16 protein-coding genes are annotated in these 18,722 nt (G+C 60.8%); 3 read left to right on the top strand and 13 right to left on the bottom strand.

Annotated elements, in window-relative coordinates; translation table 11 throughout:
* Positions 1-82: 82 nt before the first annotated feature.
* The 8 genes from TK42_RS08440 to TK42_RS08405 form a co-directional block, all read right to left on the bottom strand.
* Positions 83-1,435, bottom strand: coding sequence for an LLM class flavin-dependent oxidoreductase (locus TK42_RS08440; RefSeq protein WP_103733994.1), 1,353 nt, complete (start codon positions 1,433-1,435; stop codon positions 83-85).
* On the bottom strand, positions 1,435-2,628 hold the full coding sequence (locus TK42_RS08435) for an SfnB family sulfur acquisition oxidoreductase (protein WP_005783783.1): 1,194 nt from the start codon (positions 2,626-2,628) through the stop codon (positions 1,435-1,437). Before TK42_RS08435 ends, TK42_RS08440 begins: the two co-directional genes overlap by 1 nt.
* 40 nt (positions 2,629-2,668) lie before the next feature.
* A complete protein-coding gene (locus TK42_RS08430) occupies positions 2,669-3,910 on the bottom strand; it encodes an SfnB family sulfur acquisition oxidoreductase (RefSeq protein ID WP_032878422.1) in 1,242 nt (413 codons plus the stop codon).
* 187 nt (positions 3,911-4,097) lie between these two features.
* Positions 4,098-4,892, bottom strand: a complete 795-nt coding sequence (locus TK42_RS08425; protein WP_103733993.1) for a hypothetical protein — start codon at positions 4,890-4,892, stop codon at positions 4,098-4,100.
* A gap of 371 nt (positions 4,893-5,263) precedes the next feature.
* Positions 5,264-6,010 carry an L-cystine ABC transporter ATP-binding protein TcyN gene (gene tcyN / locus TK42_RS08420; RefSeq protein WP_005783788.1) on the bottom strand — a complete coding sequence of 249 codons (747 nt, stop codon included), beginning with the start codon at positions 6,008-6,010 and terminating at the stop codon, positions 5,264-5,266.
* A gap of 3 nt (positions 6,011-6,013) precedes the next feature.
* Complete coding sequence (gene tcyL, locus TK42_RS08415) at positions 6,014-6,679, bottom strand: cystine ABC transporter permease (protein ID WP_032878420.1); 666 nt, start codon at positions 6,677-6,679, stop codon at positions 6,014-6,016.
* The gene (gene tcyJ, locus TK42_RS08410) at positions 6,679-7,473 is read right to left on the bottom strand and encodes a cystine ABC transporter substrate-binding protein (RefSeq protein ID WP_103733992.1); all 795 of its coding nucleotides are present in this window, start codon (positions 7,471-7,473) and stop codon (positions 6,679-6,681) included. Before tcyJ ends, tcyL begins: the two co-directional genes overlap by 1 nt.
* Positions 7,474-7,645: 172 nt before the next feature.
* Positions 7,646-8,641 (bottom strand): D-cysteine desulfhydrase, encoded by a 996-nt coding sequence (locus tag TK42_RS08405; RefSeq protein WP_032878418.1) that lies wholly within the window; start codon positions 8,639-8,641, stop codon positions 7,646-7,648.
* Between the two features lie 167 nt (positions 8,642-8,808).
* On the opposite strand from TK42_RS08405, the gene epsC reads away from it, so the two are divergent.
* The 3 genes from epsC to mgrA all read left to right on the top strand — a co-directional run bounded on the left by epsC (position 8,809) and on the right by mgrA (position 13,200).
* Complete coding sequence (gene epsC, locus TK42_RS08400) at positions 8,809-9,735, top strand: serine O-acetyltransferase EpsC (RefSeq protein WP_103733991.1); 927 nt, start codon at positions 8,809-8,811, stop codon at positions 9,733-9,735.
* A 339-nt stretch (positions 9,736-10,074) separates the two neighbouring features.
* Entirely contained in the window at positions 10,075-12,036 is a 1,962-nt protein-coding gene (betT, locus tag TK42_RS08395) for a choline transporter BetT (protein WP_164366000.1), read from the top strand.
* Between the two features lie 126 nt (positions 12,037-12,162).
* Positions 12,163-13,200, top strand: coding sequence for an L-glyceraldehyde 3-phosphate reductase (gene mgrA / locus TK42_RS08390; protein ID WP_103733990.1), 1,038 nt, complete (start codon positions 12,163-12,165; stop codon positions 13,198-13,200).
* Between the two features lie 160 nt (positions 13,201-13,360).
* Here the strand turns inward: mgrA and tauD are convergent, their stop codons facing one another.
* The 5 genes from tauD to gshA all read right to left on the bottom strand — a co-directional run bounded on the left by tauD (position 13,361) and on the right by gshA (position 18,594).
* The gene (gene tauD, locus TK42_RS08385) at positions 13,361-14,197 is read right to left on the bottom strand and encodes a taurine dioxygenase (RefSeq protein ID WP_103733989.1); all 837 of its coding nucleotides are present in this window, start codon (positions 14,195-14,197) and stop codon (positions 13,361-13,363) included.
* Positions 14,198-14,211: 14 nt separating this feature from the next.
* Complete coding sequence (tauC, locus tag TK42_RS08380) at positions 14,212-15,048, bottom strand: taurine ABC transporter permease TauC (RefSeq protein ID WP_103733988.1); 837 nt, start codon at positions 15,046-15,048, stop codon at positions 14,212-14,214.
* Positions 15,045-15,824, bottom strand: coding sequence for a taurine ABC transporter ATP-binding subunit (gene tauB / locus TK42_RS08375; protein WP_078820032.1), 780 nt, complete (start codon positions 15,822-15,824; stop codon positions 15,045-15,047). Before tauB ends, tauC begins: the two co-directional genes overlap by 4 nt.
* An 18-nt stretch (positions 15,825-15,842) precedes the next feature.
* Entirely contained in the window at positions 15,843-16,820 is a 978-nt protein-coding gene (gene tauA / locus TK42_RS08370; RefSeq protein WP_103733987.1) for a taurine ABC transporter substrate-binding protein, read from the bottom strand.
* Positions 16,821-17,010: 190 nt separating this feature from the next.
* Positions 17,011-18,594: a glutamate--cysteine ligase gene (gshA, locus tag TK42_RS08365; RefSeq protein ID WP_032878410.1), complete on the bottom strand. Its 1,584-nt coding sequence runs from the start codon at positions 18,592-18,594 to the stop codon at positions 17,011-17,013.
* Between the last annotated feature and the right edge of the window lie 128 nt (positions 18,595-18,722).

The following is an 18,722-nucleotide window of genomic DNA, read 5'->3' as shown; positions in this document are numbered from 1 at the left end:
ATCAATTTCCAGTCATAAGGTATAGGCACAAACAATGGAGATCCAATGTGGGAGGGAGCAAGCCCCCTCCCACATTTTTTGATCAGTGACGGTAGGTGGCGCCGGTGTGTTGTTCGGGTAGCCGAGCGGTGCCGTGGAAAACTTTTTCCCGCAGGGTGCCCTGCTCATAGGCGGTCTTGTACGACCCACGTCGTTGTAGTTCCGGTATCACTAGGTCAATGAAATCCACATAGCTCTCCGGCGTCACAATGCGCGTCAGGTTGAAACCATCCAGCCCGGTTTCACTGATCCAGGATTCCAACTCATCAGCAACCTGCTCAGGCGAGCCCACCAAGGTGATATAGCGCCCACCCAGGGCGTGCTGTTCGAGCAATTTGCGCCGGGTCCAGTCGTTGTTTTGCAGGTTCTTGGTGGCCGACTGGATCGCGTTGCTCTTCACGTACTGGATGGGTTCGTCCAGTTCGTAGGCAGAAAAATCAATCGCCGTGGACGCCGAAAAGTGCGCCACACCGGCTTCCGCACTGGCATAGCTCAGGTACTCGGCGTGCTTGGCCCATGCAAGCTCCTCGGTGGCGCCCACGATCACGTTGAGGCCCATGAACACCTTGATGTCATCCGGGTTGCGCCCAGCCTCCACTGCGCTGGCGCGCACCTTGTCCACCTGTAGCCTGGTCGCGGCCTTGTTCTGCCCGCTGATGAACACGCACTCGGCGTGGCGCCCGGCGAACAGCAGCCCGCGCTCGGAACTGCCGGCCTGGAACAACACTGGCGTACGCTGCGGCGATGGCTCGCACAGGTGATAACCCTCTACCTGATAAAACTCACCGTGGTGCTCCACCTTGTGCACCTTGCCCGGTTGCGCATACACCCGCGTTTGCGGGTCGTTGAGCACCGCGTCGTCTTCCCAGCTGCCTTCCCAGAGTTTGTACAACACCTCCAGGTATTCATCGGCCTGGTCGTAGCGCCGGTCATGTTCGACCTGTTCGGTGAGGCCCATGGCTTTGGCGGCGCTATCGAGATAGCCGGTGACGATGTTCCAGCCGACGCGGCCACGGCTCAGGTGATCGAGCGTGGACATGCGCCGGGCGAACAGATAGGGCGGCTCGTAGGTCAGGTTGGCGGTAAGGCCGAAGCCAAGGTGCCGGGTGACGGCGGCCATGGCCGAGACCAGCAGCAACGGGTCGTTGACCGGTAGTTGGATGGACTCCTTGAGCGGCACGTCAATCGAGTTCTGGTACACGTCATAGACGCCGACGATATCGGCGATAAACAAACCATCGAACAACCCGCGCTCAAGAATCTGCGCCAATTCGGTCCAGTATTCGAGGCTCTTGTACTCGGTCGAGTTGTCCCGTGGGTGAGTCCACAAACCGTGGTTGATATGCCCGATGCAGTTCATGTTGAAGGCATTGAGCAGGATCTTTTTCTTGCTCATCAGATGGTCCCCCGCAGCGGCGGGTTTTCATCGTTGAGGTAATAGTTGCCTACCGCATGATATTTCCAGCGCACCGGATCATGCAGGGTGTGCACCCGGGCGTTGCGCCAATGGCGGTCCAGGCCATGCTCGGCCAAAGTCGCCTGGCTGCCGGCCAGTTCGAACAAGGTGCTGCCCGCTGCGAGGGAAATCTCGGTGCTCAGGGCGCGCACTTCGGCCACGGCGATGGACGCGGCGGCGACGGTCTGGGCATTGCTGTCGGCCTGGGCGCGGTCGAGGAATTCGCCGGAGCGCTCCAGCAACGCCTCGGCGGCGTGCAAGCGAATGCTCAGGTGGCCGAAGCTCTTTAGAGTCAGCGGGTCTTCGGTGGCCTTGTCGTTGCCGGAATCGATCCACGGGCGGGTCTTGGTGCGCACAAAATGCAACGCATCTTCAAACGCTGCGCGGGCGATGCCGGTGTCGATGGCGGCGTGAAGGATCTGCGCCAAGGGGCCCACGGTGGTCGGGCGTTCGAAGGCGCTCTGGAATGGGATCACGTCCTGCGCTGCGACCCACACGTTATCGAATACCACTGAGCCGCTGCCAGTGGTGCGCTGGCCGAAGCCGCTCCAGTCGTCGATGACCGTCAGGCCCTCGCTGTCACGGGGTACGAACGCCAGTTGCTGGATGCCGTTTTCATCCACCACCGAGGTGGGAATGCGTTGGGCATAGATCGCGCCGGTGGCGTAGAACTTGCGCCCGTTGATGCGAAAACCGTCGCCGTCGCGGGTGAGGCTGGTCACGCGGTCATGGGCGGTCTTGGTGCCCAGTTCCGCCAAGGCGTTACCAAAGCGCTGACCGGCCAGCACCTCGGCGTACAGGCGCTTTTGCTGCTCGGGGTTGCCGTTTACGCGCAGCACTTCAAGGGCATAAAAATGATTTTGCGGGATCTGGCCCAAGGAACCATCGGCCTGGGAAATCAGTGCAATCACCTTGGCCAGGGTGACATTGGATACGCCCGCGCCGCCGAATGCCTTGGGCACCGTGATACCCCACAGGCCGGAGCGCGAAAACACGTCCAGCTCGGGCCACGGCAGGCGGCGTTCGCGGTCGCGCTGGGCGCTGTCGCGGCGCAAATCTTCAGCGAGGTCGCTGGCGACGATAAGGGCTTGCTCATCGCTGGTGATAACCGCGACGTGGTGAGAAAGGGTCATGAGTTTCTCCAGAAGCTCGTGGAAAAAGTGTTCTGGTCGGTTAAATCCAGGAATGACGAGCAGGTAAGGTGCCGTTCAGTCGATAGGCGCCGATGGCGTGATACTTCCAGCGCACCGGATCGTGCAGGGTATGCACCCGCGCGTTGCGCCAGTGACGGTCAAGGTTGAATTCGGCGAGGGTGGCGCGGCTGCCGGCCAGTTCGAAGAGCTTTTCGGTAACCTGCAATGCCACTTCGGTGGTGAGCACCTTGGCCTCGGCTACGGCAATCGAGGCGCGCGCGGCGGACTGCGCGGTGATCGGCGCCGCGCTGACCTGGTCCAGCACCTGGCCGGCCTTGCGCAACAGTGCTTCGGCAGCGTGCAGTTCGATCTTCATCTTGCCGATATCGGCGATCACATACAGGTCATCGCTGGCCCGCTCGACCTTGGCGTCGATCCAGGGGCGTGAACGCTCGCGTACAAAGGCGATAGTGTCGTCGAGGGCACCACGGGCGATGCCGGCGTCAATGGCTGCCTGGATCAGTTGCGACACGGCACCCTGGATATTCGGGCTTTCGCCCAGGCGCCAGTTGTCGATGACCAACTCCGGGTCTACCGCCACCCGGTCGAGCAGCACGGTGCCGCTGGCGGTGGTGCGTTGGCCAAAGCCCGACCAGTCATCGACGATGCGCAACCCCTCGCTGCCGCGCCGCACGAAGGCCATGACTTGCTTGCCGTCATCGTTCAATGCCTTTATCGCGACCCAGTGGGCAAATAGTGCGCCGGTGGAGTAGAACTTCTGGCCGCTGACCACGAACCCATCGCCTTCGGCCGTGAGGCGGGCCTTGAGCTCCAGCGTGTTTTTGGTACCGCGTTCCGGGCCGCCGTTGCCGATGCGCCAACCGTCGAGCACGCTCTGGAACAGCTGCTTTTTCTGGCGCTCGGTCGCGGTGCCCTGCAACACGTGCAGGATGCCGAAATGGTTCTGCGGGATCTGCCCGAGGGCCGGGTCGGCTGCGCTGATGATCGCAAAGACTTCGGCCAGGGTCACAAACGACACCTGTGGGCCGCCGTATTCACGGGGAATGGAAATACTGCCCAGGCCGCTGCGGGTGAATTGTTCGAGTTGCGCCCACGGCAGTTTGCGCTGCTGGTCGCGCGTAGCGGCCTGCAGGCGCGCAGCCTGGGCCAGCTCATGAGCCGCACTCAGTGCCTGGGCGTCGTTGCGCAGCACCGTGGCGGGCAACAACAGGGGGGCTACGTCCAGATCACTCTGGGGGGGTGTTAGAGCCAAGTTAGACATCAGCGCCGCTCCTTGGCTGCACGCAATGCCCTGGCGTTATGCACCGGGGTAATTCTGACCATACCGACCTCGCATTCAATGAAATAAAAACAGAAAAATCAGGAATGTCCGGTGGTCCGGTGCATATACCCTAAGCGTGTTAATTCTTTAAATAAACTAACTTTTAGGAATATGCATAGAAGGGCTGTCACCCCGGTTCACAGGGTGAGCCGAAGCGACGCGGTTGATAGCCCGGCGCGGGCGAGGCAGGTGGGGTTGGCACGACTGGCGTGCAAGCGGCGATACGTAGCGTGCGGGCCGGTGCCCAGCGTGAATTATTGCCCACGCGATCGAGAATGCAGTACGTGACTTCCAATCGGCAGTCGTCGCCCGCTTCGACAATGATCTGGGACGGTACCCACACCTGCACTGCCAGGCCAACGTTTTTGTCCTGGATTTTCGGCAGGTCCAGGCGCACATCACCCCAGCGCAGTGTGATGGCATCGCCGGCACTCATGTTCAAGTAAGGTTCGATGGTCAGCGGAATGCCGCGCCGAACCTGGTTGCGATTGACGCCATGGCGGCGGATCGTCTCGGGCAAACCCACGGGGGCGAGATTCTGGTTTTCATCACTTTCGTGGTTGAGGCATGGCGCAGGCTGGCCTCCGGGGTAGTTGGTCTTGACCCGCACCAGGGCGACGGCCGAGCGCATCGGGCCATGGCCGATTTGCAGGACCTGGTAGTGGACGCGTGCCGGCCCGTCCTGCACGAAGCTTTCCGGTACCCACAGATGAGTGAACGTGCCGATCTTGCACGCCGTCACCTTGCGCGAGGCGGCAAAGCAGTTGTTCCAGAACAGTTCGATCAGGTCGCCTTCCTCCATGCCCGAGTAGGGGGATATGTCGACCTGCAGATGGGTGGAGGCCAGGGCGCTGATGCCGTTTCCTACCGCCTGGGGCAGCTTCGGGGCAGGCAGCATGGCCAGGGTTTGGGTATGTGTCATAAGTAATCTCCTTGTTGCAGCCAGCAGTCATCGTTCCGAACCTTCGGCGCATAGGCACAGGGCGATTCGAAAGGAACGATTCAGTCAGTAGCCGGGATGGGATCCAATCCTCAAGGCGCTAGATAAGAGGGTTGGCCGGGGAGCGTCAATGGAGGCAAAAGGCTAAACGGCGGGTTTGAGGATATTCAGAAGGGTCTGACGGGGAGGGGGATTTTAAGGGGGGGACGGCGGGGGTATTTTATGCGCTGAAATGGTAACCCGTTGTAGGAGTGAGCTTGCTCGCGAAGAACGTAAACGGTAACGCGGTGATTCAGATCGACCGAGTTGCCTGGGCGTTTTTCGCGAGCAAGCTCGCTCCTACAGAGGGTGGGTCAGTGGGCGAGGAATTTGCTCAGAAACTGCCGGGTGCGTTCTTCCCTGGGGTTGGCGAACAACGCTTTGGCTTCACCCTGTTCAACGATCACGCCCTTGTCGAAAAAGATCACTCGGTTGGCTACGTCCCGCGCAAAGCTCATTTCGTGGGTCACGATGACCATGGTGCGGTTTTCTTCGGCCAGGCTGCGAATGGTCGCCAGCACTTCGCCCACCAGTTCCGGGTCGAGAGCCGAGGTGGGTTCGTCGAACAGAATCACCTCCGGCTCCATGGCCAACGCACGGGCAATCGCCACACGCTGTTGCTGGCCGCCGGACAGCCGCCTTGGGTAGGACGCCTCCTTGCCCGCCAGGCCGACCCTGGCCAACAGCTTGCGCCCCAGTTCGGTGGCCGCTTCCCGTGGCATCTTCTTGACCACAATCGGGCCTTCGATGACGTTTTCCAGCGCAGTGCGGTGGGGGAACAGGTTGAAGTTCTGGAACACAAAGCCCACGTGCTGGCGCAGACGACGCACCAGCCCCTGTTGCTGGTTGAGCGGCTTGCTGCCGTCGATCTGGATATCCCCCACCTTGATGCGGCCGCTGGTGGGTTCTTCGAGGAAATTCAGGCAGCGCAGGAAGGTGGTCTTGCCGGAACCGCTGGGGCCGATGATGGCGACCACTTCGCCTTCCTTGACCTCAAGGTCGATGCCGTCAAGCACCACTTGACCGTTGAATTGTTTGGTCAGTTTTTCAACCACGATCATGCTTCAGGACTCCAGGTCATGCCGGTTGACCCGGTCTTCCAGACGATTTTGCAGATGCGCCAGGATGCTCGCCAGGATCCAGTAGATCAGGGCTGCGGACAGATACATGGTGAAAATTTCGAAGGTCCGCGCCGATACCAGTTGGGCCTGACGGAACAGCTCGGGTACCTGGATGGTGGCGGCCAGCGCAGTGTCCTTGACCAGCGAAATGAAGCTGTTGCCCAGGGGCGGCAATGCCGTGCGCATCGCTTGCGGCAGAATGGCCCGGCGCAGGGTTTGCGCGCGGGTCATGCCAATACTGGCGGCGGCTTCCCACTGGCCACGCTCGATGGAGGCGATGGCGGCCCGCAGGATTTCACACGCATAAGCGGCCATGTTCAGCGAAAAGCCGATCATGGCCGCCGGGATCGGATCCAGCTCGATGCCCACTTGCGGCAAGCCGTAGTAGATCAGGAACAGCTGCACCAGCAACGGCGTACCGCGAAAGAACGACACGTAGACTCGGGCCGTCCAGCTCAGCAACTTGAAGCGCGACAGGCGCATCAAGGCCAGGCCGAAGCCCAGCAGCAAGCCGAAAAACATCCCGCCCAGGCTGAGGATTACCGTGTAGTACGCGCCCTTGAGCAGAAAGGGCGCGGAGTCCAGCGCGAGTTGAAGACCTGCTTCCATTATTGAGTGACGTCAGCGTTGAAGTACTTCTCGGACAGCTTCTTCAAGGTGCCGTCGGCGCGCAGTTTGTCGAGGGCCGTGTTGACCGCATCGAGCAATTCAGGCTCGCCTTTGCGCAGGGCGATACCGGACTCCTGACGGGAGAAGGCGTCGCCGGCAGCGGCAGTGTCGGGGGCTTTCTTGGCGTATTCGAGGGCGGCCAGGCGGTCGATCAGGATCGCGTCGATACGGCCGATGCGCAGGTCCTGGAACTTGGTTGGGTCGTCGTTGTAGGTCTTGATAGTGGCTTTGGGTTGATTGTCCTTGAGCCATTGTTCGTAGTTGGTGCCCAGGCCCACGCCGACCTTTTTACCGGCCAGGTCGTCGGCTTTCGTGATCGAGTCGACGTTCTTTTTCAGCACCAGTGCCTGGATGCCGGACACGGTGTATGGCTTGGAGAAATCGTACTTTTTCTTACGCTCTTCAGAGATGGTCACCTGGTTGACCACTGCGTCCAGGCGCTTGGATTCCAGTGCGGCGAGAATGCCGTCCCACGGTGTAGCTTGCAGCTTGACCTTGACGCCCAGCTCCTTGGCCAGTGCTTCGGACAGTTCCACTTCGAAACCGCTGAGCTTGCCGCTTTCGTCGACGAAGCTGAACGGTGGGTAGGTGCCTTCCAGACCGATCTTGATCTCGCCGGCCTTCTTGATGGTGTTCAACTGCTCGCCGGCAACCGCCTGGCCCAACCAACCGGCGCCAAGCGCCAGGCCCAAAGTGCTGACCAGCAGCGTGCGACGCAATACAGAAATAGTCATGAAGAGCCCCTGTGTTTTTATGGTGAGCGAAGCAGGTGACGCAGTAGTCGTATCCTGCCTTAAAGCGCGAAGCGCGTCTTCGCCTTCGGCGCGATGATAAAGCGGGTTTTTAAGACTTGAAAATAATAAAAAAACAATTTCATATTTCTTTTGAGAATATATGCGTATTCAATCAATTGAATACTGAGTCATAGGCAAACAATGCCGGCGCCCCACCGGTATGCAGGAAAATGATCGGCCCCTCTTCAAACCGCTGGCGCCCGATGCCGTCCAGCAAACCGGCCATGGCCTTGCCGGTATAGACCGGGTCCAGCAGCAGACCTTCCTGGCTGGCCAAAAGTTTGATCGCGGAAAGTGTGCCGGCATTCGGTTCGCCATAACGGGGGCCGAAATACTCGTCCCACAGGATCACTTTGAAGGCGTCGGGAATAGCCACTCCGAGCAACTCGGCAGTGCGTTCTGCCAGGCTTTGCACTTTGGGCAACTGCGCTTGCTCGGTGCGCGACACGGTGATGCCGATCACCGGCAACTGCGGTAGTGCTTCGCTCAAGGCCAGGGCCAGGCCGCTGTGCGTGCCGGCACTGCCTGAGGCGAGCACCACGGCGGCAAACTCAATCCCGCTGTCTTCAATCTGCGCGGCCAGTTCCAGCCCTGCGCGCACGTAACCCAAAGCGCCGAGTGCATTGGAGCCACCGATAGGCACCAGGTAGGGCTTCTTGCCATTGCTGCGCAGGCGGTCGGCGAGGGCGGCGAGTTGGGCGTCGGCGTTGTCGAGGTTTTCCACCAGTTCCACTTTGGCGTCAAACAGCTCCAGCAGCAGGCGGTTGCCATTGGCCAGGTAGTTGGCGTCTTCGGTGCCAGTAGGGTTTTCCAGCAGAGCAACGCAGCCCAGGCCGAGTTTGGCGGCCAGTGCGGCGGTCTGGCGGACGTGGTTGGACTGGATCGCGCCGGCGGTGACCAAGGTGTCGGCGCCCTGGGCAATGGCGTCGGCCGCCAGGTATTCGAGTTTGCGCAGCTTGTTGCCACCCATGGCCAGGGGCGTGGTGTCATCGCGCTTGACGTAAATGTCCCTGCCTAGCCAGGCCGACAGCCGTTCAAGTTTTTCCAGAGCGGTGGCACCGCCCAGTAGTTCCAGACGGTTAAAGCGCTCGAGCTGTTGTTTGATCATGGCTACGCACGGTGACTGAATGATGGGGAGGACTATAGGCAGGCACTTTTCATCGGGCAACCGTCAATCGCTTATGAACAATAGTTCTTACGATCACACCATTGGTTCTTAAGAGCTGCCAGGGTGCATACCGTAAAGTGATGGCCATTTCGTCAGGAGTGAATACCGTGAGTGAGCGTTCCAGTCATTGGCAATTGCAGACCATCGTCAGCCAGCTGCGCGGCGCGCGGGACCAGTGGCGAACGCGCAACGGTCGCTTGAGCGGCGAGCACGGTGGCCGTGAATTGCCGTCCCGCGAGGCGGTGGCGCAAATCCTCGAAGCCTTGTGCGGCGCACTATTTCCCATGCGCCTGGGCCCGGTGGACCTGCGTGAAGAAAGCGAAGACTTCTACGTGGGGCATACCCTCGACGTGGCGCTCAACGCCTTGCTCGCCCAGGCGCGCCTGGAGTTGCGCTACGCCGCACGCCAGGGCGGCGGCGACGACAGCGATGTGGATGCCCATGCCATTCGGCTGATCCAGGATTTTGCCCTGGCATTGCCGGCTCTGCGCAGCCTGTTGGATACCGACGTACTGGCCGCCTACCACGGCGACCCGGCTGCACGCAGTGTGGATGAAGTGCTGCTGTGCTACCCGGGCATCCTGGCGGTGATTCACCATCGCCTGGCCCACCACCTGTACCGCGCAGGTTTGCCGCTGCTGGCGCGCATCAGTGCAGAAATCGCCCACTCGGCCACTGGCATTGATATCCACCCCGGCGCGCAGATTGGCCCGAGTTTCTTCATCGATCACGGGACTGGCGTAGTGATTGGCGAAACGGCGATCATCGGCGAGCGCGTGCGTATCTACCAGGCGGTGACACTGGGCGCCAAGCGCTTCCCAGCCGATGAGGATGGGCAGCTGCAAAAAGGCCATCCGCGGCACCCCATTGTTGAAAATGATGTGGTGATCTACGCCGGGGCGACGATTTTGGGGCGGATCACCATCGGCCAGGGTTCGACCATTGGCGGCAATGTGTGGCTGACCCGCAGCGTGCCGGCGGGGGCGAATATCACTCAGGCGAACTTGCAGCATGACGATGGGGCGCAGAAGTAATACCTGAGCCAACCGCCGACCCGTGTGGGAGCAGGCAAGCCAGCTCCCACATTTCGTATGTATTTCAACGTGGGGTCGCTGAACGATTTGCCTTCTTCATCCGTCATACCAATCCTTGAGCTAGTGTAGGAATCATCTACCACTCAGCCCTGCGATTAGTCCCAGACCGCCTATTCATGTTTAACTTGAATGTTCGTTCAAGTTAAACCCGGTGGTTCGCTGCCCGCTCACAACAGGAGGCTTACCTTTGCTGAGTCCGTTATTTACAGCCATATCCCGCAACCTTGAGGTGCATCGTTCATGAGTGCATCGTCCACCCCTTCCAGCGGCATGGTGCGCATGAATGCGCCCGTTTTCTACTTTGCCGCCACCTTCATCCTGCTGTTTGGCATCACGGTTATCGCTATCCCGCAACAGGCCGGAGCCTGGCTGCTGGCGGCGCAAAACTGGGCGGCCAATACGGTCGGCTGGTACTACATGCTGGCGATGACCCTGTATCTGGTCTTCGTGGTGGTCACCGCGCTATCGGGCTACGGCAAGATAAAACTCGGTGCCGACCACGACGAGCCCGAATTCAGTTACCTGTCCTGGGCCGGCATGTTGTTCGCCGCCGGGATCAGCATCACGCTGTTTTTCTTCTGCGTCTCGGAGCCGTTGACGCACCTGGTGCAGCCGCCCCAGGGCGAAGCGATGAACGCTGATGCAGCGCGCCAGGCCATGCAGGTGCTGTTCCTGCACTGGGGCCTGCATGGCTGGGGTGTGTTCGCGTTCGTGGGCATGGCCCTGGCGTATTTCGCCTACCGGCATAACCTGCCGCTGGCATTGCGTTCGGCGCTGTACCCGCTGATCGGCAAGCGCATCAATGGCCCTATCGGTTATGCGGTGGATGGCTTCGGTATCATCGCGACGGTGTTCGGCCTGGGCGCTGACATGGGTTTTGGCGTGTTGCACCTCAATTCCGGCCTGGACTACCTGTTTGGCATTGCTCACACCCAGTGGATCCAGGTGGGCCTGATCACGTTGATGATGGGCGCGGCGATCATTGTTGCGGTAGCCGGCGTCGACAAGGGCGTACGGGTGATGTCCGACATCAACATGCTGCTGGCCTGTGCGCTGTTGCTGTTTGTGTTATTCGCCGGGCCTACCCAGCACCTGCTCAACACCTTGATCCAGAACATCGGGGACTACCTGGGCGCGCTGCCGACCAAGAGTTTCGATGTGTACGCCTACGACAAGCCAAGCGACTGGCTGGGCGGCTGGACAGTGTTCTACTGGGCCTGGTGGATCGCATGGTCGCCGTTCGTAGGTCTGTTTATTGCGCGTATCTCCCGTGGCCGTACCATCCGCGAATTCGTGTTTGGCGTGCTGCTGATTCCGCTGGGCTTTACCCTGGCGTGGATGTCGATCTTCGGTAACAGCGCCATCGACCAAGTGCTCAACCATGGCATGGCCGCGCTGGGCCAGTCGGCCATCGATGACCCGTCGATGAGCCTCTACCTGCTGCTGGAAACCTACCCGTGGAGCAAGACGGTGATTGCGGTCACGGTGTTTATCAGCTTTGTGTTCTTTGTGACCTCGGCGGACTCAGGCACGGTGGTGCTGTCCACCCTGTCGTCCAAAGGCGGCAACGCTGATGAAGACGGGCCGAAGTGGCTGCGGGTGTTCTGGGGTGCGATGACAGCACTGGTGACCAGTGCCCTGCTGTTCGCCGGCAGTATCGATTCGTTGAAATCTGCGGTGGTCCTGACCTCGCTGCCGTTCTCGCTGATTCTGCTGCTGATGATGTGGGGGCTGCACAAGGCGTTTTACCTGGAGTCGCAAAAGCAGATCGCGCAGTTGCATTCCCTGGCGCCAATATCGGCTTCACGCAAAGGCCGTGGCGGCTGGCGCCAGCGCTTGAGCCAGGCGGTGCATTTCCCGTCACGTGATGAGGTGTACCGCTTCCTTGAATCGACGGTGCGCCCGGCGATCGAAGAAGTGACGGCGGTGTTTGTCGAGAAGGGCCTGAATGTAGTCACTCAGCCGGACCCGTCCAACGACAGCGTCAGCCTGGAAATCGGCCATGGCGAGGAGCATCCGTTCATCTACCAGGTGCAGATGCGCGGCTATTTCACGCCGTCGTTTGCCCGCGGTGGCATGGGTTCCAAAGAGATCAACAACCGCCGTTACTATCGTGCGGAGGTGCACTTGAGTGAGGGCAGCCAGGACTATGACCTGGTGGGCTATACCAAGGAGCAGATCATCAACGACATCCTCGACCAGTACGAGCGCCATCTGCAGTTCCTGCATTTGGTGCGCTGATACCGTTCCTCTCAAGTAGGTCTTTGCTGTAAAAGGAAGAGGCAGACTTAAGCGATTCAGCGGGTTAAAAGGCTTGGGAATAACCTTATTCCCGGGCCTTTCAACCCTCAGTCCAGAGAGGATTCGATGACGTACATTGCTGCCGAAAACCGCTATGAATCTATTCCCTATCGCCGCGTAGGCCGCAGTGGGTTGGTGCTGCCGGCACTGTCCCTGGGGTTGTGGCACAACTTTGGCGACAGCACCCCGATCGACACCCAGCGCGCTTTGCTGCGCACGGCGTTCGACCTGGGTATCAACCACTTCGACCTGGCCAACAACTACGGCCCGCCCTATGGCAGCGCCGAGATCAACTTCGGCCGGTTGCTGCGTGAAGACTTCAAGCACTACCGCGACGAATTGATCATCTCCAGCAAAGCCGGTTGGGACATGTGGCCCGGCCCCTACGGCCAGGGCGGTGGCTCGCGCAAATACATCCTGGCGAGCCTGGACCAGAGCCTGCAACGCCTGGGCGTCGACTACGTGGATATTTTCTACTCCCACCGTTTTGACCCCGACACGCCCCTGGAAGAAACCGCCAGCGCCCTTGCCACCGCTGTGCAACAAGGCAAGGCGTTGTACATCGGTATATCGTCCTATTCCGGGGTGAAAACCCGCGAAATCGCAGCCTTGCTCAAAGAGTGGAAAGTGCCGCTGTTGATTCACCAACCGGCTTACAACCTGCTCAACCGCTGGGTGGAAAAGGACCTGCTCGACACCACCGAAGAACTTGGCGCTGGGGTGATCGCCTTCACGCCGCTGGCCCAGGGTTTGCTCACCGACAAGTACCTCAATGGCATACCGGCCGATGCACGGGTCAATCGTCCGGGTGGTGGTTCGTTGCAGGCCCAGCACCTGTCCGAGGCCAACATTGCCCATGTACGCGGCCTGAATGAAATCGCCCAGCGTCGCGGCCAGAGCCTCGCGCAATTGGCGCTGGCCTGGACCCTGCGTGATCCACGGGTGACCAGCGCGCTGATCGGCGCGAGCCGGCCGGAGCAGATCATCGAGAACGTCGGGGCGTTGCAGAACTTGAGCTTCAGTGCTGAGGAACTGGCGCAGATTGATCGGTTTGCGCAGGAAGGCGGGATCAACCTGTGGGAAAAGCCATCCACCGCTGAATAACTGACACAACTGGGTCAAAAATGTGGGAGGGGCGGTGCGACGATTCGACTTGCTCCCGATAGCAGTGGGTCAGCTACGGATGAGCTGACTGAACCACCGCCATCGGGAGCAAGTCGAATCGTCGCACCGCCCCTCCCACATTTGGTTTTCGGTGTGGCGACTAGAACGGCACATCCCCAAGAATCGTAGCCCGGTGCATCACCCGCCGCTGTGGCCGGTAGTCATCCACGGCGTAATGCTGGGTCACGCGGTTATCCCAGAACGCCACGTCATTCTCTTGCCAGCGCCAGCGGATGGTGAATTCCGGGCGGGTGGCGTGGGCGAACAGCAGCTTGAGAATGGCCTCGCTTTCGGCCGCTTCCAGTTCATTGATTCGGGTGGTGAAACCGTCGCTGACGAACAGCGATTTGCGCCCACTTACCGGATGCGTGCGCACGACTGGGTGCGATAGCGGCGGGTTTTTCTTGCGAGTTGCCTCCCAGCGCACCAGGTCCTCGGCGGTGTTGCCAAAGCGCTCCAGCGGGAACGACTTGGTGAAGTCGTGTGTGGCGGTGAGGCCATCGAGCAAGCGCTTTAGCGGTTCAGACAGTGCTTCATAAGCCGCAATCCCACTGGCCCACAAGGTATCGCCGCCAAACGCCGGCAGCAGCTTGGCGCTGAGCACAGCGCCCAGGGCAGGCGTGGGCAGAAAGGTCACGTCGGTGTGCCAAACGGCGTTGTCACGCACGTCGGTGACCGCGGTGTCGAGGATCAGCACTTCGGGCTGTTCCGGCACGTTGGGGTAGATCGGGTGGATGTGCAGGTCGCCAAAATTGGCCGCGAACCGTGCCTGTTGTTGCGGGGTGATTGGCTGATCACGGAAGAACAGCACCGAATAGTCGAGCAACGCCTGTTCAATGGCGTCGCGCTGTTCAGGGGCCAGCGGCTGAGTGATGTCGACGCCACTGATCTGGGCGCCCAGGGCGGTACTTAATGGGGTAACGGTCAGGCTGCTCATTGTAGATTCTTCACTCAGTGTGCCTGGCCATGCCAGGGCACTAATTTACGCTGCAGGGCGCGCAGGCCCATTTCCATGGCGAAGGCGATCAGGGCGATCACCAGGATCCCCAGCACCACCACATCGGTGACCAGAAACTGCGCCGCCGACTGCACCATGAAACCCAGGCCGCTGGTGGCGGCAATCAACTCGGCGGCGACCAGGGTCGACCAGCCCACACCCAGGCCGATACGCACACCGGTGAGGATATCGGGCAGGGCGCTGGGTAGGATCACATGGCGAATCAGTTGCGCACGGGTGGCGCCCAACGACTGCGCAGCCCGCAGCTTGGCCGGGTCGACGGTGCGCACCCCGGTTGCGGTGGCGATGGCGATCGGGGCGAAAATCGCCAAGTAAATCAGCAGCACCTTGGACAGCTCGCCAATGCCGCACCAGATCACGATCAGCGGCAGGTAGGCCAGCGGCGGAATCGGCCGGTAGAACTCGATCAACGGATCGAAAATGCCTCGGGCAATGCGGTTGGCACCGATGGCAATCCCCACCGGCACGGCGGTCAGCACTGCAAAACCCAGGCCCAGGCCGATGCGGCTCAGGCTCGCGCCCAGGTGCTGCCACAAGGTGGAATCCATGTAGCCGGTGGTCGCCAGCAGCCAGCCTTTTTGCAACACGGCGGACGGGGGCGGCAGGAACAAAGGTTCGATCAAACCGGTGGCGGTCACCCCCCACCACAGGGCAAGCAAAGCGACCAGGGTCAGTGCGCTGATCCAGCGTGTGCTCAGGCTGCGGCGTAACGGGATAACGGCGGGTGCCACCGGCTTGCTGACGGTGGCGGGAAGTTCGTAGCTGCTCATGCGTACACCTGCCGTTGGGAGAACACTTTGCCCAGCACGTGCTCGCGGGTTTCGATAAAGCGCGGGTCGGACTTGATTGCGCGGGCTGATTCACCGGCAGCGTAACGTTGGCCGAAATCCAGCTGCAGGCGTTCGACGATCTGGCCGGGGTTGGGCGCCAGCAGGATCAGGTCCGTGGCCAGGAACACCGCTTCTTCAATGTCATGGGTAATCAGGAACACCGGCTTGGCCGTGCGCCGCCACACTTGCAGCAGCAACTCCTGCATTTGTTCGCGGGTGAAGGCATCCAGCGCACCGAAGGGTTCGTCCATCAGTAATACGCGAGGGTCGGCCGCCAGGGCGCGGGCGAGGCCAACGCGTTGCTTCTGGCCGCCGGAGAGTTGCCAGATGCGCCGGCTGTCGAAACCGGCCAGGTCCACCAGAGCGAGCATTTCGCGGGCGCGTAATTCGCGCTGCGCCTTGGGCACGCCGGCCAGTTCCAGCCCGAAGGCGACGTTGGCCAGCACGTCCTGCCAGGGCAGCAGGGCGTCGTCCTGGAACACCACACCGCGTTCGGCGCTGGGCCCTTTGACCGGCACACCGTCGAGGGTGATACGCCCGGCAGAAGGCTCGACGAAACCGGCAATCAGGTTCAACAGCGATGTCTTGCCACTGCCGGACGGGCCCAGGGCAACCAGCAATTGCTGGGGCCCAAGGTCCAGGGAAATATCGGACAGTACCGGTTCCGGGGCGCCTGGGTACTGTGCGCTGATGCGCTCCAGCTGTAGCAAGGCCATCGCGATGAACTCCTTGGATCAGTTAGAAATGAACTTGGCGCTGACGTAAGGGGCGTAGTCGGGCAGTACGGCATCGACCTTGCCTTGTTCCTTGAGGAACACAGCAGTGTCGGTGACTGCCTTGGTGGTCGGCGCGCCCAGCAGGGTCACCTGGTCAGCGGCCAGCGGGTAGACGTTGCCTTGCAGCAGCAAGGGAATGTCACTGGCCTTGGCGCCGGTGAGTTTCACCAGCTTGTCGACGTTGCCGGTGTCGGCCAGCCAGGCTTGTGGGTCTTTACGGTAGGCGGCGTAGGCATCCAGGGTGACCTTGGCGAAGGCGGTGACGATGTCCGGGTGCTTCTCGGCAAAATCCTTGCGCACGATCCAGGCATCGAATGTTGGCGCGCCGAACTTGGCCAGTTCGCCGGAGGTGATCAGCACCTTGCCGTTTTCCTTGGCTACGCCCAGAGCCGGGTCCCACACGTAGGTGGCGTCGATATCACCGCGCTTCCACGCGGCGATGATGGCCGGAGGCGCCAGGTTGAGAATGGTGACTTTGGCCGGGTCGATGTTCCAGTGTTTCAGCGCGGCCAGCAGGCTGTAGTGGCCGGTGGAGACGAAGGGCACGGCGATCTTTTTGCCGACCAGGTCCTGCGGGCTGTTGATCCCCGATCCGTTGCGCGCCACCAGGGCTTCGGCCCCGCCGATCTGGGTGGCGACGAGGAAGGTTTCTACTGGGACTTTGCGGGTTACTGCGGCAGTCAGCGGGCTGGAACCGAGGTAGCCGATCTGCACGTCGCCGGAGGCAATGGCGGCGATGATGTCGGCGCCATTGTCGAATTTGCGCCAGTCGATTTTGGCGTTGGTAGCTTTTTCATAGGCCCCGTCAGCCTGGGCGACTTTGGCCGGGTCGACGGTGGTCTGGTAAGCGATAGTCACGTCCGCCGCCTGGGCAAACAGACTGGCACCGGCCAGGGACAACGCGGCCAGCAAGCGCAGAGGGGTCAGCAGTTTCAAGGGGAAGCTCCTCAATCAGGCGGCCGAGAGTCGGCGTGTGAGGAGACTAAATGATCTAAGAACTCGAAAATAAATAACCTTTTCGAATTAGCTTATGAGTAGAAAGGTTGAAGCAAATCTTTGTTCCGGTGATGACCAAATGTGGGAGGGGGCAAGCCCCCTCCCACATTGGAACTGAGTAGAGCTCCGGTTAGTTGCTGATGGCGAGGATGCTGGCCTGGTACGACCCGACAAACACATCGAAATCGCCCACCTCGTTCTGCTCAAGCTCCGCCTGTTGCGCCAGCGACGCACGGGCCAATTCTTCAAAGTGCGCTTGTTCCTCAGGCGCCAAAGGCTCCTTGCGGAAGTATTCGGCATGTACTTCGCTTTGATGCAGAGAGAACTGCGCAAAGCTTTCCTTGCGTTCAGCCATGGCCGCCAACACCTGGGCCGACGGCGTCAGGGACGGGTCCTTGACCTTGGCCAGTTGGGCATCCAGCGCTTCACTGTGTTCGGTCATGCCCTGGCTCTCGTCGAGCAAGGCGGCCAACGGTGCAATCTTCTCCAGCAACTGCGCAGCCCATTCCTTCATGTCCACCGGCTGGCCGTCACGTTGCAATTGCAGGCCCGGACGCCGACCTTCCTTGACCACGCTGAGGAAGTTGGAGGTGGCGTTGCCGCACTCGTTGTTGGCGAACAGCGGGCTGTCGTTCAGCGCGCAATACAGCAGGAATGCGTCGAGGAATCGCGACTCCGGCAAGTCGATCCCCATCGGCAGGAACGGGTTGATATCCAGGCAGCGTACTTCGATGTACTGGATACCGCGGGCCATCAGCGCCTGGATCGGCCGCTCGCCGGTGTAGGTCACGCGTTTGGGACGGATGTTGGAGTAGTACTCGTTTTCGATCTGCAGGATGTTGGTGTTGAGCTGCACCCACTCGCCATCCTTGTGCGTGCCGACTTCAACATACGGCGCGTAGGGCGTTGCCACCGCTTCGCGCAGGCTGTCGGTGTAGCTGGCCAGGTCGTTGTAGCAAGGCGTCAGGCCAGCCTGGGCGTTGCTCTGGTAACCCAGGTCGCTCATGCGCAGGCTCGTGGCGTAGGGCAGGTACAGGGTGTCGGCATCCAGGACTTCAAGCTGGTGCGAGCGGCCGCGCAGGAAACCGGCGTCCAGGGCTGGCGAGGCACCAAAGAGGTACATCAACAGCCAGCTGTAGCGACGGAAATTACGGATCAGCGCGATATAGGCCGTGGACTGATAGTCACGGTCGGTACCGACAAAGCCTTCGGCTTCCTTGAGCAACGGCCACAGCTGTTCCGGCAGCGAAAAGTTGTAATGGATGCCGGCAATGCACTGCATGGTCTTGCCGTAGCGCAGGGCCAGGCCCTTGCGGTACACGTACTTGAGCTGGCCGATATTGGAGGTGCCGTAGTAGGCGATCGGAATATCTTCCTCGGCCGGTAACGGGCACGGCATCGAGGGGCTCCACAGGTATTCGCTGCCCAGCTTGGAGTAGGCAAAGCGATGGATCTTGTCCAGGCTGCCCAGGGTCTCGGCCGGGTTGGGCAGGGCTGGGGTGATGAACTCCAGCAGCGATTCCGAATAGTCAGTGGTGATCTGTTCGTTGGTCAACGCAGCGCCCAGGGCTTCAGGGTGCGGCGTTTGCGCCAGGCGACCCTCGCTGGTGACGCGCAGGCATTCGCGCTCGATGCCGTGCAAGCACTGCTCTAGCAGGGAGAGGTGTTCGCGCTTGCCGAGCAGGGCCAGGCGGCGGTTGAGAAGTTCGCTCAAGTTGGATTCCTTCACGCGTCAGTCGCCCCAATATGGGGGTGGGCAGGACGGTCTACAAGGGTGAAGTGGAAACTGGCGTGATCGCCTGGTTCTGAGTCGATTTGACCCGCTCTGAAAATGCCGACTTC

Origin of the sequence: Pseudomonas sp. GZJR-8, from assembly GCF_002916705.1 — a bacterium.
In the GTDB taxonomy this organism is placed as follows: Bacteria; Pseudomonadota; Gammaproteobacteria; order Pseudomonadales; family Pseudomonadaceae; genus Aquipseudomonas; species Aquipseudomonas synxantha_A.
Note: the sequence above shows the minus strand (reverse complement) of the source record. Positions and strands in the feature narration are given on the sequence as shown.